The sequence below is a fragment of the Bradyrhizobium sp. SK17 genome (genome assembly GCF_002831585.1).
In the GTDB taxonomy this organism is placed as follows: Bacteria; Pseudomonadota; Alphaproteobacteria; order Rhizobiales; family Xanthobacteraceae; genus Bradyrhizobium.
On the sequence record NZ_CP025113.1, the window covers coordinates 75,990 to 89,838 of the forward strand.

Annotated in this window: 16 protein-coding genes; 7 read left to right on the forward strand and 9 right to left on the reverse strand. The window is 65.1% G+C overall.

Annotated elements, in window-relative coordinates; genetic code table 11:
- Positions 1-17: 17 nt before the first annotated feature.
- From poxB to CWS35_RS00405, 3 genes are all read right to left on the reverse strand, one after another.
- Complete coding sequence (gene poxB / locus CWS35_RS00395) at positions 18-1,754, reverse strand: ubiquinone-dependent pyruvate dehydrogenase (protein WP_100950161.1); 1,737 nt, start codon at positions 1,752-1,754, stop codon at positions 18-20.
- Between the two features lie 106 nt (positions 1,755-1,860).
- Entirely contained in the window at positions 1,861-2,817 is a 957-nt protein-coding gene (locus tag CWS35_RS00400) for an alpha/beta fold hydrolase (protein WP_100955922.1), read from the reverse strand.
- Between the two features lie 95 nt (positions 2,818-2,912).
- Positions 2,913-3,347 (reverse strand): translation initiation factor 2, encoded by a 435-nt coding sequence (locus tag CWS35_RS00405; protein WP_100950163.1) that lies wholly within the window; start codon positions 3,345-3,347, stop codon positions 2,913-2,915.
- A 365-nt stretch (positions 3,348-3,712) separates the two neighbouring features.
- Here CWS35_RS00405 and CWS35_RS39380 point away from each other — a divergent pair, with 365 nt between their 5' ends.
- Positions 3,713-3,889, forward strand: coding sequence for a hypothetical protein (locus tag CWS35_RS39380; RefSeq protein ID WP_168200249.1), 177 nt, complete (start codon positions 3,713-3,715; stop codon positions 3,887-3,889).
- A gap of 98 nt (positions 3,890-3,987) precedes the next feature.
- On the opposite strand, the gene CWS35_RS00410 is transcribed toward CWS35_RS39380, so the two are convergent.
- Both CWS35_RS00410 and ykgO read right to left on the reverse strand, forming a co-directional pair.
- Positions 3,988-4,659: a M48 family metallopeptidase gene (locus CWS35_RS00410; protein WP_100950165.1), complete on the reverse strand. Its 672-nt coding sequence runs from the start codon at positions 4,657-4,659 to the stop codon at positions 3,988-3,990.
- 105 nt (positions 4,660-4,764) lie between these two features.
- Positions 4,765-4,890: a type B 50S ribosomal protein L36 gene (gene ykgO, locus CWS35_RS00415; protein ID WP_002718645.1), complete on the reverse strand. Its 126-nt coding sequence runs from the start codon at positions 4,888-4,890 to the stop codon at positions 4,765-4,767.
- Between the two features lie 458 nt (positions 4,891-5,348).
- Between ykgO and CWS35_RS00420 the strand changes: the two genes are divergently transcribed.
- From CWS35_RS00420 to CWS35_RS00430, 3 genes are all read left to right on the forward strand, one after another.
- Positions 5,349-6,233: an amidohydrolase family protein gene (locus CWS35_RS00420; RefSeq protein ID WP_024581189.1), complete on the forward strand. Its 885-nt coding sequence runs from the start codon at positions 5,349-5,351 to the stop codon at positions 6,231-6,233.
- A gap of 66 nt (positions 6,234-6,299) precedes the next feature.
- A complete protein-coding gene (locus CWS35_RS00425; protein WP_024581190.1) occupies positions 6,300-7,043 on the forward strand; it encodes a haloacid dehalogenase type II in 744 nt (247 codons plus the stop codon).
- 20 nt (positions 7,044-7,063) lie between these two features.
- Positions 7,064-7,531 carry a YbaK/EbsC family protein gene (locus tag CWS35_RS00430; protein WP_024581191.1) on the forward strand — a complete coding sequence of 156 codons (468 nt, stop codon included), beginning with the start codon at positions 7,064-7,066 and terminating at the stop codon, positions 7,529-7,531.
- A 43-nt stretch (positions 7,532-7,574) separates the two neighbouring features.
- On the opposite strand, the gene CWS35_RS00435 is transcribed toward CWS35_RS00430, so the two are convergent.
- Together CWS35_RS00435 and CWS35_RS00440 are read right to left on the reverse strand one after the other, a co-directional pair.
- Positions 7,575-7,943, reverse strand: coding sequence for a hypothetical protein (locus CWS35_RS00435; RefSeq protein ID WP_210202755.1), 369 nt, complete (start codon positions 7,941-7,943; stop codon positions 7,575-7,577).
- Between the two features lie 206 nt (positions 7,944-8,149).
- Positions 8,150-9,070 (reverse strand): LysR family transcriptional regulator, encoded by a 921-nt coding sequence (locus tag CWS35_RS00440; RefSeq protein WP_024581193.1) that lies wholly within the window; start codon positions 9,068-9,070, stop codon positions 8,150-8,152.
- 123 nt (positions 9,071-9,193) lie between these two features.
- Here CWS35_RS00440 and CWS35_RS00445 point away from each other — a divergent pair, with 123 nt between their 5' ends.
- The 3 genes from CWS35_RS00445 to wrbA all read left to right on the forward strand — a co-directional run bounded on the left by CWS35_RS00445 (position 9,194) and on the right by wrbA (position 11,406).
- Positions 9,194-9,946, forward strand: coding sequence for an SDR family NAD(P)-dependent oxidoreductase (locus tag CWS35_RS00445; protein ID WP_024581194.1), 753 nt, complete (start codon positions 9,194-9,196; stop codon positions 9,944-9,946).
- A gap of 74 nt (positions 9,947-10,020) precedes the next feature.
- The gene (locus CWS35_RS00450) at positions 10,021-10,719 is read left to right on the forward strand and encodes a pirin family protein (protein WP_024581195.1); all 699 of its coding nucleotides are present in this window, start codon (positions 10,021-10,023) and stop codon (positions 10,717-10,719) included.
- A gap of 87 nt (positions 10,720-10,806) precedes the next feature.
- Entirely contained in the window at positions 10,807-11,406 is a 600-nt protein-coding gene (gene wrbA / locus CWS35_RS00455) for an NAD(P)H:quinone oxidoreductase (protein ID WP_100950169.1), read from the forward strand.
- 78 nt (positions 11,407-11,484) lie between these two features.
- Here the strand turns inward: wrbA and CWS35_RS00460 are convergent, their stop codons facing one another.
- Both CWS35_RS00460 and CWS35_RS00465 read right to left on the reverse strand, forming a co-directional pair.
- Positions 11,485-12,675 (reverse strand): GNAT family N-acetyltransferase, encoded by a 1,191-nt coding sequence (locus CWS35_RS00460; protein ID WP_100950171.1) that lies wholly within the window; start codon positions 12,673-12,675, stop codon positions 11,485-11,487.
- Positions 12,676-12,702: 27 nt separating this feature from the next.
- Positions 12,703-13,650 (reverse strand): cupin-like domain-containing protein, encoded by a 948-nt coding sequence (locus CWS35_RS00465; protein ID WP_100950173.1) that lies wholly within the window; start codon positions 13,648-13,650, stop codon positions 12,703-12,705.
- Positions 13,651-13,849: the final 199 nt, after the last annotated feature.

Below are 13,849 nucleotides of genomic sequence, written 5' to 3' on the forward strand. Positions count from 1 at the left end.
CGGACGTCATTGCGCGATCAGCGCGGCAACAGATTGGTCTTGGCGAGATCGACCACCTCGTCGCCACGGCCGCTCATCACGGCGCGCAGCACCCACAGGCTGAAGCCCTTGACCTGCTCCAGCGTGATGGTCGGCGGCATCGACAGTTCCTGCGTCGCGGTGACGACGTCGAGCACCGCCGGGCCGTCATGCGCGAAGACGTCGCGGATCGCGCCCTCGAGTTCGCCGGGATCCTCGACCCTGACGCCGTGAATGCCCATGGCGCGGGCCATCGCCGCGAAATCCGGATTCTTCAGGTCGACCCCGGTCTCGATGAAGCCGGCCGCCTTCATCTCCAGCGCGACGAAGCCGAGCACGCTGTTGTTGAAGATCACGACCTTCACCGGCAGTTTCGCCTGGGTCAGCGTGATCAGATCGCCCATCAGCATGGCGAAGCCGCCGTCGCCGGACATCGACACCACCTGCCGTCCGGGTTGCGCCGCCTGGGCGCCAATCGCATGCGCCATCGCATTCGCCATCGAGCCGTGCACCCAGGAGCCGACCAGCCGGCGGCGGCCGTTCATCTTCAGGTAACGCGCGGCCCAGATCGTCGGCGTGCCGACATCGGCGGTGAACACCGCGTCCTCGCTGGCCTGCTCGCTGAGCAGACGCGCCAGATATTGCGGGTGGATCGGCTTTTGCCCCGGCTTGCCGCGGGCGAGATCATCGAGGCCGGCACGGGCGTCCTTGTAATGCGCGAGGCTGGCGTCGAGAAACTTGCGGTCGGTCTTCGGGTTCAGCTTCGGCAGCAGGGCCGCGATGGTCTCGCCGACGTCGCCGACGATGCCGAGATCGAGCTTGCAGCGGCGGCCAAGATTTTCCGGGCGGAGATCGACCTGCGCGATGCTGATGACGGTCGGGAAGAACTGCTTGTAGGGGAAGTCGGTGCCGAGCATCAGCAGCACGTCGCAGCCGTGCATCGCGGCGTAGCCGGAGGAAAACCCGATGAAGCCGGTCATGCCGACATCGTAGGGATTGTCGTATTCGACATATTCCTTGCCGCCGAGCGCGTGCACGATCGGGCTCTTCAGCGTCTCGGCGAGCTTGAGCAGGCCGTCATGCGCGCCGGCGCAGCCGCGGCCGCAGAACAGCGTGACACGCTTCGCGCCATTGAGCAGCGCGGCCAGCGCATTCAATTGGGCATCGGCCGGACGCACCACCGGGACCGGCGGCAGCAGACCGGCGTTGGGCGCGATGTCGCGCTTCGGCGCCGGCTTCATCGCGACATCGCCGGGCAGCACCAGCACCGCGACGCCGCGCTTGCCGACCGCGGCGCGGATCGCGTTCTCCAGCATGTAGGGCAGTTGCGCCGGATCGGACACCAGTTCGCAATAATGGCTGCATTCCCGGAACAGGTCCTGCGGATGGGTCTCCTGGAAATAGCCGCCGCCGATCTCGGCGGAGGGGATCTGCGCCGCCAGCGCCAGCACCGGCGTGCGGCTGCGGTGCGCGTCGAACAGGCCGTTGATGAGGTGGAGATTGCCCGGCCCACAGGAGCCCGCGCACACCGCGAGATCGCCGGTAATCTGGGATTCGGCGGCGGCGGCGAACGCCGCCACCTCCTCGTGGCGCACATGCAGCCAGTCGATGGTGCCGCGCTTGCGCAACGCCTCGGTCAGGCCGTTGAGGCTGTCGCCGACGACGCCATAGATGCGTTTCACGCCGGCCTGGGCAAGGGTTTCAGCGATGAGGTCGGCGATGTTGTCGATCCGCATGAGAGGCGTCCTTTGATGTCCGAGGCCACGCGGCCCGCATGATGTTCGCCGCCACGCGGCGGCGCAAGCCTGGCCGGATCACATTCGCGCGGCAGACGACCGGCAGCTATTGTGCCGTCTCAACGCGCCGCGTCATCTGGCCGGCCATCGCCTCGATCTCGGAGGCCACGCGATCGGGCGCGGCGTACTGCACCATGTGGCCGACGTCAGGCAGCACGACGAGCTTGGCGTCAGGTACCGTCGCGGCCAGCGGCCGCGAATGGATGCCGGTCGAGACCGTCTTGTCGACGTCGCCCGAGATGATGGTGATCGGGGCCTTGATCTCCGCGTAACGCGGAGCCTGCTCGATCACGGCGGCTTTCAGCGTGACGAGGTCACGCGCATTGGCAATGAATTCGCGCGGGCGCAGCAACAGCAATGTGGCGCTGTCGCGGATGAAATCGGCCGGCATCGGCTGCGGTGCGAACACGCCCTGCGCGCCCGAATTGGCGACGAGGAGACCCAGCGGCAGCGTGATCGTGTGCGCGAGCAACGGGCCGATCAGCGGCGTCGAGATCACATCATTGTAGCGGCCGGCACCACCGCGCCAGGAATAGGCGACCGGTGCGAGCAGCACGAGGCCGGCGACGCGATCCGGATAATCCAGCGCCATGCGCAGGCCGAGCGCGCCGGCCCAGGAATGCGCCACCACGATCGCGCGGTCGACCCCGATCTTGCCCAGCGCCTCCATGATCATCCGGCCCTGGATCACGGGCGTCGAATCCGCAGCGTGCTCCCGCGTGCTCCAGCCATGGCCGGGCCGGTCGATCAGGATCACCCGACGCGTCTTGGCAATGCGCTCGCCGAGCGGCTGCATCGCGCGCAGATTGGAGCTTGCGCCATGCAGCATCACGATCGGCGGCCCCGCGGCATCGCGCGGGCCGAGCTCGACGACATGCAGCCGCGCGCCCGACACATCCACCATGCGCCCCTGGGGCGGAAAGGCGCGCTGGATCAGCTGGACGCCGAACTGTGTCGCCAGCGCCAGCCCGGCCACCGCCAGCATGACGATCAAAGCGAGCATCAAGACGATCCGGATGATCCTGCGCACCGCAAAGCTACGGCGGAGGCAAGAGCCGGTTTCGATGCTATCCCGCTTTGGCTGCGCTCGTCCAATCGCTACGAGACCGGCTTCCCCCGGCGCCGGGGCGGACGTGGCGGCGGCGGCGGTGCCGCGGGTTGCAACGTCACGATCACCGGATTGGGCTTGTGATCGAGCGCCGCACCGGTTGCGGCATCGACGCCCATGCCGACCACGCCGCCAAGCAACAGATTTCCGGCAAAGCCCGCCCCGCCGGATCCGCTGATGTCCTTGGTCAGCGGAATGATCTGCGATTGATAGCCGTCCTTGCTGATCGTCACGACGATGTCGGCGTTGCGCTTGGCCTGGATTGCGCACGGCGTGACGCAGGCGGTCGGAATCTCCAATCCCGCGATATCGGCAGTTGCGCCCGACGGCGTCGATGCAATGGAAATGGTTTCAGTGGTGCCGCGCGTCACCGACGCGCAGCCGCCCAATGCGACGCAAAGCGCCGCAGCAACAATCGATTTCATTAAATTGTCTTCTCCCCAGCCAGTTGCCTTGTGTCGCAACCAGTGGGCGAGAGCAATCAACCTTTAGCCTAATGATAAGGTTCGGCCCGGGCTTGACGGTCCGGCTGGCGAGGCCAGGCCCGATTGGGCGGGTCGGCGCGCGCCCCCTGCGCCGAGTTGTCCACAATGCGCCCAGCCTGTGGATAGCGGGTTCATACCTGCGTCATTAGTAATTTCATAGATTGTCGGTGGCAATTTCGCCATCAGACGCGAGGCTTCATCGCGACCGGGACGCCACCACCGGGGTACTGCCGGGCTTGTGCGCAAGATTCACAGGAACCCGCGTCCGCACCACGAGTTCAACGGGAAGTAATCGGAGGAGTACCATGATTTCCGACCCAAGCGACGCGGCCATCGACCAGATCGTGGCAAGCTGCAATGGCGACCTGCGCGGCGCCCTGAAGGCGCTGTTGCTCGTCAACGAGCACCTGGAAGCGGAGCTTCAGCAATTCTATGCTGCCGTTGCCCAGGACAGCGCGGCCCGCGGCAAGTTCCTGCACTAGCCTCCTGCGCGGACCGTATCGCGGGCAGGCTTCGGCTCGCGAGCAACGTGCCCATTTCGCGGCCACCGACCGCGAGCGCAATCAATCGCACGAAATCATCAGATGTCGCGGCCTTCGACCTTTTCGGTCAGCTGCTTGACGATCTGCGGCACCTTTTCGAGGTAGGGGTCGACGGCCAGCGCCTTGCGGAAGGCCTCGAGCGCGCGTTTGTCGTCGCCCATGTCCTGCATGATCATGCCGACACCTGCCAGCGCGCCGAAATGGCGGGGTTCGCGGGCCAGCACCTGCTGCAAATCGCCCAGCGAACGGACATAGTCGTTCTTCAGATAATAGATCGTCGCACGCCGGTTCCAGGCCTCGACGTAGTCCGGCCGGAGCTTGATCACGGCGTCCAGCAGCTTCAGCGCGACATCAACGTTCTGGGCGTCGATCGCGGCCTTGGCACGCGCCATCAAGAGCGCCGCGGTATCGCTCGGGGTTTGCAGCCAAAGCGCCCAGATCCGCGCCTCGACATGGCGGGCACTGTCCTCGTCGGGCGCCGCCTTCAGCGCGCCGAACAGGAAATCCAGCCCGCGGGTGCGGTCGGCCGGAACGGTCGGCAGCTTGGTCGGGGCTTCAGGCAGTTTCTTCTGGGCCTTGGGGGGCGGGACCACCCGCGGATCGTCCTGCGCGGCGGCGGCGACCGACAAATTCAAAGCAGGTCCGGCCAGCAACGTGGCGATCAGGATCGCCAACAGGCGGTTGGAAGGCGCGAGGAAGTTCAATCCCATCGCGGGAGTGTAGACGCACAAAGCCGCACTGCAAAGCAGCGCGGCCTCAAAGACCTGTGAAGGATTGCAAGCAGCCGGTGATCCCAGCGGGATCAGCCTCTCCGATCAACCCTGGCGCGCCTTGAAGCGGCGCTGGACCTTGTTGATCACGTAGACGCGGCCCTTGCGACGGACCAGACGGTTGTTGCGATGGCGGCCGCGCAGCGACTTCAGCGAGTTACGGACCTTCATGGGACAATCCTGTTACTTCGAAAGGCCCGTGTTGGAGGCCGTACCTGATCAATGCCGAAAGGTGGCAAAATGGGATTTATCCCGACAAGCGGCCTGCCGCCCGGGACGGGCCGGTTTCTAAGCCATCAGACCGTTAAATGTCAACCGAGACGGGCTGCTTTTCGGCCATACCCTGTTCTGGAACCCGCGCAGGTCAGGCCACCACGCCGTTGAGATTGCTTCGGAAACGGCGGCTCCGCCGTAGCCCCTGCCAAGAGCCCATCTGAACCCTGCGCCCCGACGATCGCACCCTGGCCAGCGAATCGTGGCTGCCTGTCCGGCTTGAGCCCGTCACACCGGACGACCTCGCCAACGAACCCAGCGCGGACCGCATCGGCGTCGCTCCAGAGCGCTTGCGAAGATCGTTATATAGTATAATTATTTTCCATCACCAACAAACACGCCGCCGGGGAAGCCGAATGCCCAAGCTCAAACTGCCCGACATCGAGAAAGTCGTCGCGATCGACATCCACACCCATGCCGAGGAGCCCTGCGGCATGCATGGCGACGACGGCTATGACGACTTCCAGGCGCAGATGGCCGACTATTTCAAGTCGCCGCACAAGCATCCGCCGACGGTGCCGGAGACCGCGGCCTATTACCGCGCCAAGAACATCGCCGCGGTGATCTTCCCGGTCGATGCCGAACGCGAGACCGGCTTTCGCCGCTACAACAACATGGAGATGCTGGAGGTCGCCTCCGATCATCTCGACGTTTTGATCCCGTTCGTCTCGATCGACCCGCACAAGGGCAAGCTCGGCGTCCGCGAGGCGCGCAAGCTGATCGAGGACTACGGCGTCCGCGGCTTCAAATTCCATCCGACCATGCAGGGCTTCTACGCCAACGACCGCTTGGCCTATCCGCTCTATGAGGCGATCAATGATGGCGGCGCGATCGCGCTGTTCCACACCGGCCAGACCGGCGTCGGCTCCGGCATGCCCGGCGGCATGGGAATGCGGCTGAAATATTCCAACCCGATGTACATGGACGACGTCGCGGCGGACTTCCCCGACCTCAAGATCATCCTGGCGCACCCTTCCTTCCCCTGGCAGGAAGAGGCGCTGTCGGTCGCGACCCACAAGCCGAACGTCTATATCGACCTGTCCGGCTGGTCGCCGAAATACTTCCCGCCGATCCTGGTGCGCTACATCAACTCGATCCTGCAGGACAAGATGCTGTTCGGCTCCGACTGGCCGGTGATCACGCCGGACCGCTGGCTCGCCGATTTTGCAAAACTCGACATCCGCGAGGAGATCCGGCCGAAGGTCCTGAAGGCCAACGCGCGCAAGATTTTGGGTATATAAGGCGGTCCCTGCACCGCGCCCTCGGCGTCCCGATCGCGCGGCGGTCGGGACGAAGGGGTAAAGACAATGAGCATCAAGGCAATCGTCTTCGACGCCTATGGCACGCTCTACGACGTGCAGTCGGTCGCCGATGTCACCGAGGACGCGTTCCCCGGCTATGGCGACATCATCACGCAAATCTGGCGCCTCAAGCAGCTCGAATATTCCTGGCTGCGCTCGTTGATGCGGCGCTACCAGGATTTCGCGACCGTCACCCGCGACTCGCTCGCCTACACGCTGCGCAGCCTCGGCCTGCAATATGACGAGGCGACGTTCGCCCGCATTATCGACAAATATCGGCATCTCGCGCTGTACCCTGATGCGGTCGCCGCGCTCGAGGCGATGAAGGACAGGAAGCTCGCGATCCTCTCCAACGGCAGCCCCGACATGCTGAATGCGCTGGTGCGCAATTCGGGGCTCGACCGCCTGCTCGATGCGACCATCAGCGTCGATGCCCACAAGGTGTTCAAACCGGCGCCCGAAGCCTACACGCTGATCGAGGACGTGCTGAAGATCCCGCCGGCGGAGGTGCTGTTCATCTCCTCCAACCCATGGGACGCCTGCGGCGCCAAGGCGTTCGGCCTCACCGTCGCCTGGATCGAGCGGGTGACACCGGAGGCGATGGCGCTGGCCTGCGTCGACAGCGAGACGGTCGCCCCATTGACGATGTTCAAGGCGCTGCGTACCCAGATGGACGAGCTCGGCGTCGTACCCGATCACCGGATCCACGGTCTCGCCGAGCTTCCCGCCCTGGTGTCTGCCAAATCCTGACGAGCAAGGTCCTGAGCGTTATGAGTCTCGAGTCCGTCCGCGCCTTCTTCGCCGAGAAGGCGCCCGATATCTCCGTGATCGAATCCACCACGAGCTCAGCGACCGTCGTGCTGGCGGCGGAGGCCTATGGCGTCGAGCCGGCGCGGATCGCCAAGACGCTGAGCCTGCGGGTCGGCGACCGCGTGGTGCTGATCGTCGCCGCCGGCACGTCACGGATGGACAACAAGAAGGTCAAGGCGGTGTTCGGCGGCAAACCGAAGATGCTCGGCCTCGACGAGGTCGCAGACATCACCGGCCACGAAGTCGGCGGCGTCTGCCCATTCGGGCTGAAGACGCCGCTGCCGATCTATTGCGACGTGTCGCTGAAGGCATTCGACGTCGTGGTGCCGGCCGCGGGCTCGACCCACAGCGCGGTCCGTATCACGCCGGACAGGATGGCAGAACTGACCGCAGCCGAATGGGTCGATGTTTGCGAAGTCCGGCCGTAACGCGCTGCCTCCAACATTCGACCTGACTTCATCAGCTCCTGGATCAGTTATCGTCATCATCCAGCGACGGCCGCGGCGGCGCAAGCGGCGCCGGCTGCAACTGCTGCGGCGCCTGCGGCCGCTGCTGCATCTGGGGCCGCGGCGCGCGCCCTTGCGTCTGCGGCTCCTGCACGCTTGCGTTCGACTCGAACACGGCGCGGCAGCCATGGGAGAGTTGCGGCGTGTTCTGTCGCAGACAGGCCACGATGCGCTGCACGTCGGGCACCTGGTCGCTGCAAAGCCGCCACACATCCGGCGTGCACGCCATCTGCTGTGCCCAGGTTCCCCGATAGTCCTCGGCGAATGCGGCGTTGCTAGCGGCGGCTCCGCCGATCGCTATGGCAAGGCTCAGGACGATCCGCTGCGATCGCATGTCCGGCTCCTGTGATTTCCAGTTTGTGTCTTGGTGGCGCACACGCTTCGCGCGGCGGCGCGTTCCAAATCTGGCAAATGAATGGGGCCAAGGATCGTTCGTGCAGACAACTAAATGTGAAGACCGATCGCGCCGGAACCAAGTTCCCGGCACCCGATCCGAAAGTGCGATGGACGCGTAGGGTGGCACGCTTCGCTTTGCCCACCCTACGATTTACGACCCGCGCTTCTTCCCCTGGCAAATTGCCGGGCGAGAAATTCGGCCAGCACCTCGACGCGGGCGGGGCGCGGGCCGCCGGGCGGCGTGACGAGATGCACGGCGCCCTCGGGCTGCTTCCAACCTTTCAGGATGACCTCGACCTCGCCGCTTGCGATCGCGTCGCCGACGATGAAGTCGGGCAGATCGGCGATGCCGAGCCCGGCGATCAGCGCCGGCATCACCGCTTCGCCATTGTTGACCCGCAGCTGGCCGGCGGGGCGCACGCTGGCCTGCTCGCCCGACGCATTGGTGTAGTGCCAGACGCCCTGGGTCGAGAGATAGGCGTAGCCGAAGCATTTGTGCTCGGCGAGATGCATCGGGTGTGTCGGCCGGCCGTAACGCTTGAGGTAGGACGGCGCGGCCACGGTGTAGCGCGGCATGCCGCACAGCCGCCGCGCGATCAGCGAGGAGTCAGGCAGCCGCGCGATGCGCAGGCCGGCATCAAAGCCCTCGCCGATCAGGTCGACCGTGGCGTCGCTGAGATGCAGATCGATCGAGACCTCCGGATAGGCCTCCATGAATTCGGGCAGCAGCGGTGCCACCGTCTTGATGCCGAAGCTCATCGGCACCGCGAGCCGCACCAGGCCGCGCGGCGTGGTCGATTGCGCCAGCGCCTCGTTCTCCGCCGCCTCGCCGTCGGCCAATAGCCGCGCGGCGCGCTCCGACAATTTCTGGCCGGCATCGGTCAGCGCCAGCCGCCGCGAGGTGCGGTTGAACAGCCGCGCGCCAAGCCGCTCCTCAAGCCTGGAGACCGCCTTCGACACCGTCGCCTTGGACAGCGACAGCTCGGTCGCGGCCGCCGCAAACGAGCGTAATTCCACGACTTTCGCGAAAATCGCGAGGGCCTCGAAGTCCGGCAGTTTCGACATGGGGTGCTATCCTGACCACTCAATATGGAAACAATGAGTTTCAATAGTTTCTATTTCTATACCACAGCCGGAGGCATATCCAAGAGCCATCGAATTCAACCACTCAATCGATGGAGAAATCCAATGACCAACAAGCTCTCAGGCAAGGTTGCCCTCGTCACCGGTGGTTCGCGCGGCATTGGTGCCGCCAGCGCCCGCGCACTCGCCACCGAAGGCGCCAATGTCGCGATCAGTTATGTCGCCTCTCCGGAGAAGGCGGAAGCGGTCGTCGCCGAATTGAAGGCCAAGGGCGTCAACGCCCGCGCCTACAAGGCCGACCAGGCCTCGTCAGCCGATGTTGATCAGCTGGTGAAGTCGGTCGCCAAGGATTTTGGCCGGCTCGACATCCTGGTCAACAATGCCGGTGTCGCATCCGGCGGCGCAGTCGACGATCCCAAGGCCGATACGACGACGCTCGCCCGTCAGGAAGCGATCAACATCGACGGCGTGATCACCGCGATCCGTGCCGCCTCGAAGCTGATGGGTGAAGGTGGCCGCATCGTCACCGTGGGCTCCATGCTGGCCGATCGCGCCTCCTTCCCGGGCCTTGCCGACTACGTCGCCACCAAGGCGGCCGTCGTCGGTTACACCAAGGGCGCGGCGCGCGACCTCGGACCGCGCGGCATCACGGTGAATGTGGTGCAGCCCGGCTCGATCGACACCGACATGAACCCGAAGGACGGTGGCGAGTTCGCCGAGACGCAACGCTTGCAGCACGCGCTACAACGCTTCGGCCGGCCGGAGGAAGTCGCCGCCGGCGTCCTGTTCCTGGCCAGCCCGGAAGCCTCGTTCGTGACCGGCACGGTGCTCAACGTCGACGGCGGCTTCGGCGCCTGATCGCACAATTTTCCGGAGACGCCGGGCCTCAGCGCCCGGCCCCTCCCAAACATTCGACATCAAGGGGAATGACCATGATCGAACTGAAACCATTCGCAAAGCTCGGCGGTGCCGACCACGGTTGGCTGAAAGCCAAGCACCACTTCTCGTTCGCGAACTATTACGATCCCGACAATGTCAGCCACGGCGCGCTGCGGGTCTGGAACGATGATGAGATCGCGCCCAATTCCGGCTTCCCGGCGCATCCGCACGCCAACATGGAGATCATCACCTATGTTCGCGAAGGTGCGATCACACACCAGGACTCGCTCGGCAACAAGGGACGCACCGAAGCGGGCGACGTGCAGGTGATGAGCGCCGGCAGCGGCATCCGCCACTCCGAGTACAATCTGGAGCCGGCGAAAACCAAGATCTTCCAGATCTGGATCGAGCCGACCACGAAGGGCGGCCACCCGACCTGGGGTTCGAAGCCGTTCCCGAAGGCCGACCGCTCCGGCAAGCTCGTCACCATCGCCTCGGGTATCGAAGGCGACAGCGACGCGCTGCCGATCCGGGCCAATGCGCGGGTGCTCGCCACCACACTGAAGGCTGGCGAGAGCGCGGAATATGCCGCCGACAAGGCCCGTCACCTCTATCTGGTGCCGGCGGCCGGCAGCATCGAAGTCAACGGCGTGCGCGTCAATGCCCGCGACGGCGCCGCGATCCGCGACGAAGCCACGCTGAAGATCACCGCGCTCGAGGACGCCGAGCTCGTGCTGGTCGACGCCGCCTGATCACCTCTCACTTTGCATGCGCGGATCGACATCCGCGCATGCTTCCCCACGAAACATCTCCCTCAACCCATCAAAAAGGAGGCCATCATGGCCAAGGTTCTGGTTCTCTATTATTCCGCCTACGGTCACATCGAGGCGATGGCGAAGGCCGTCGCGGAAGGCGCGCGCGAAGCTGGCGCGACCGTCGACATCAAGCGCGTGCCCGAGCTGGTGCCGGCCGACGTCGCCAAGGCCTCGTACTACAAGCTCGACCAGGCGGCGCCGATCGCTGAGATCAACGACCTCGCCAATTACGATGCTGTTATCGTCGGCACCGGCACCCGGTTCGGCCGCATGGCCTCCCAGATGGCCAACTTCCTCGACCAGGCCGGCGGGCTGTGGGCCAAGGGTGCGCTGAACGGCAAGGTCGGCGGCGCCTTCACTTCGAGCGCGACCCAGCATGGCGGCCAGGAGACCACGCTGTTCTCGATCATCACCAACCTGCTGCATTTCGGCATGACGGTGGTCGGTCTGAATTACGGCTTTGCCGGCCAGATGAAACTCGACGAGGTCACCGGTGGCGCGCCCTATGGCGCCACCACGATCACCGGCGGCGACGGCAGCCGACAGCCCAGCGAGAACGAGCTGGCCGGCGCCCGCTACCAGGGCCGCATGATCGCGGAGACCGCCAGGAAACTTCATGGCTAAGCTGCACGGCTGAGCCGGGCAACCCGCCGCAGGGCTGAGCGACAAGGGCGGCATCTCGTTCGGGATGCCGCCCTTCATTCAGTCTTCCTCGCGCGACGGCGTGGCCTTGCCGAGCGCCTGCTTCAGCCGCGCGGTGAGTTTCGGATAGTGCCGCAGCGCCAGCACGGCCCGGTCGCGTAGCGCGGTAGGCTGTCCGCGCCAGCTCAAGGCGGCGCCGAGATCGACCAGCGGCGTGCGCTGCGGTCCGAACCGGCGCTTGTAGCTGTAATTGCCGATCGAGAAATCGAACTCCCGCACGCCATCCCTGTGCAGCGCCTCGATCGTGCGGTCGATGATCAGCCGGCCCGGCGAGCACATCGACCATTTTTCGCCGGCATTGCTGATGCGGATCATGACGTAGCGCGAACCGGTGCGGATCCCGAGCAGGGTCGCCACCACCTCGTCGCGTGTCGTCAGCGCTGTCATCACCGCATAGCCGCTGCTGGTGCCTCGCTGCACGAGGTCGCGATAGAACGCGGTGCAATCCTGCTTGTCGAGCACGTAATTGAGCCCGAGACCGAGCAGCCGGTCGCCCTGCTGCACCTCGGTGACCGAGAGCACGTTCATCGCTTCATCGGTGCTCGCGGCGATTGCGAAGGCCGCGGACGAATCCCGCGTGAACACGCGCCAGCTTCGTCCGAGCTCCTTGCGAACCTTCCTGTCCAGCTCACTGCGCCAGGCATCGTAGTCGTCACCGATCGCGAGCAGATTGCCGTTGACCACCGACGGCCCGATCCCGTCCAGCTGCGCCAGCGGGTTGGCCCGCGCCGCCAACTTGAGCGGCATCTTGCGCAGGCGGATCAGATCGGCACCGCCATCCATCCCACGCAGCGCCGCCTGCAAATCCTGCCAGAACAGCCATGCTGCCGTTTCGTCGCGTGGCGCGGCGGGGCCGAGCACCGGCGCATTGAAATCGGTGAGGTTGAGATCGGCGAACTCGATGACGCGGAGGCCGGCCTCCCGCCGGCGGATCAGCGGCAGCAGCGCAGCGCGTTCGCCGGTCGACGAATCGCACACGAGGGCGATCAGCGGCTCGATGCCATCGGTCGCCGCAAAGGCTCGATACCATGAAGCGTACCACTGCGGATGCTGGAATACGGTCGGCGGATCGAACGCGCCCCAGCGGGCCATCGCCTGCCCCCAATCCGACATCAATTCGACGTCGAAGCCAACCGCATAAGAGGACGCCCGCGCCCCGAATTTTCCAACTGCTGTCGTCAAGACTGTCATGTCAGCACCTGCTACCGGCAAGCCCGCTTACGCCGCCTCCAGCGCCGCCTTGGGCAGATCGACGATCTTGCCGAGATCGCTCTCGTCGAGACGGAAGTCGATCGGACGCCGCACGGCACGTTCGCGCTTCACCCACTGTCCGTCACGCAGCAGCTTCTGCATCACCTGCTTGGCGAAGAATACCGGGCCGCGAATGCGGCGGCTGCGCGGCGTGTAGCCGAAGCGGTGGCGCAGCATGCCGTTGGCAAGATGCAGGATCTGCGCGCGGCGGATGTCGTCGTTGACATAGGAGATCGTCATCGAGATGTTGACGGTGTCGAGGTTCTCGACCCGATGCGGCGCATTCAGCGGCCAGTTCAGCATCTGGCCGGGTTCGAGATCGATCACCCGCGCATGCCAGTCGTACCAGGGCTCGTAGGGGATATCGACCTCGACGTCGAACAGCGCGATGTTCTCGAGATGCTCGGGCCGGATGAACGGCTGCGTGTTGGGATAGATGTAGACCCGCTTGCGGCCCGAGATCTGCACCAGGCCCTGCCCCGGCAGATCGGCGTGGTAATAGATCTGCGCGTCCGGCGACGAAATCAGAATGCCGGCCTGATGGGTCGGCGCGTCGAAGCCCGGAACCTTGGCGGCGATCTCGCCGAACATCTGCTCGATCATGTCGCGGTAGCGGCGATCGATCGCGGTGACGTTGCGCAGGTTCAGCCACAGGCCACCGCGCGAGATCGCCTCGATCACCTGATGCCCGCGCAGCCTGCCGATCTCGCCCTCGCGCCAGACCCGGCTCGAACCCTTGGCGCCGGTCTTGACCAGGCTGTAATGCTCGCGCGGATAATGCTCGATCAGCCTGGCGAGATCGTCCATCGAGAACGCCGGCTGCTTGTGCATGGTATGCTCGAGCCGGATCGGCTGATGGCTCCAGAGCCTGGAATGGTTGTCATCCCAGTTCGCGAAGATCTTGCCCGTCGTCATGGTCGCGCTCCTGCTGCACCGTTTTGTTTCATTTGATGTCCCGTTCCGGGACGAAGGCGCAGCGCTCGAGCAGGGATTGGCAAGAACGGTGCCGTCGCGTATGCGCGCGGAGTTACCCAAAGCTAATGTCTCGCCGATATGGCTAACCGCGACATTGCCGGAACGGGCGCCAGGACAATCGCCGGGATCAACAAGGCAA

What these genes read in the sequence shown, in the direction of transcription:
- CWS35_RS39380 (WP_168200249.1), top strand. Translation starts at nt 3,713, where the DNA reads ATGATTTCCGACCCAAGCGACGCGGCCATCGACCAGATCGTGGCAAGC.
- CWS35_RS00430 (WP_024581191.1), top strand. Translation starts at nt 7,064, where the DNA reads ATGAGTCTCGAGTCCGTCCGCGCCTTCTTCGCCGAGAAGGCGCCCGAT.
- CWS35_RS00435 (WP_210202755.1), bottom strand. Translation starts at nt 7,943, where the DNA reads ATGCGATCGCAGCGGATCGTCCTGAGCCTTGCCATAGCGATCGGCGGA.
- CWS35_RS00460 (WP_100950171.1), bottom strand. Translation starts at nt 12,675, where the DNA reads ATGACAGTCTTGACGACAGCAGTTGGAAAATTCGGGGCGCGGGCGTCC.
- CWS35_RS00425 (WP_024581190.1), top strand. Translation starts at nt 6,300, where the DNA reads ATGAGCATCAAGGCAATCGTCTTCGACGCCTATGGCACGCTCTACGAC.
- poxB (WP_100950161.1), bottom strand. Translation starts at nt 1,754, where the DNA reads ATGCGGATCGACAACATCGCCGACCTCATCGCTGAAACCCTTGCCCAG.
- CWS35_RS00465 (WP_100950173.1), bottom strand. Translation starts at nt 13,650, where the DNA reads ATGACGACGGGCAAGATCTTCGCGAACTGGGATGACAACCATTCCAGG.
- CWS35_RS00400 (WP_100955922.1), bottom strand. Translation starts at nt 2,817, where the DNA reads ATGCTCGCTTTGATCGTCATGCTGGCGGTGGCCGGGCTGGCGCTGGCG.
- wrbA (WP_100950169.1), top strand. Translation starts at nt 10,807, where the DNA reads ATGGCCAAGGTTCTGGTTCTCTATTATTCCGCCTACGGTCACATCGAG.
- CWS35_RS00450 (WP_024581195.1), top strand. Translation starts at nt 10,021, where the DNA reads ATGATCGAACTGAAACCATTCGCAAAGCTCGGCGGTGCCGACCACGGT.
- CWS35_RS00440 (WP_024581193.1), bottom strand. Translation starts at nt 9,070, where the DNA reads ATGTCGAAACTGCCGGACTTCGAGGCCCTCGCGATTTTCGCGAAAGTC.
- CWS35_RS00420 (WP_024581189.1), top strand. Translation starts at nt 5,349, where the DNA reads ATGCCCAAGCTCAAACTGCCCGACATCGAGAAAGTCGTCGCGATCGAC.
- CWS35_RS00405 (WP_100950163.1), bottom strand. Translation starts at nt 3,347, where the DNA reads ATGAAATCGATTGTTGCTGCGGCGCTTTGCGTCGCATTGGGCGGCTGC.
- CWS35_RS00445 (WP_024581194.1), top strand. Translation starts at nt 9,194, where the DNA reads ATGACCAACAAGCTCTCAGGCAAGGTTGCCCTCGTCACCGGTGGTTCG.
- CWS35_RS00410 (WP_100950165.1), bottom strand. Translation starts at nt 4,659, where the DNA reads ATGGGATTGAACTTCCTCGCGCCTTCCAACCGCCTGTTGGCGATCCTG.
- ykgO (WP_002718645.1), bottom strand. Translation starts at nt 4,890, where the DNA reads ATGAAGGTCCGTAACTCGCTGAAGTCGCTGCGCGGCCGCCATCGCAAC.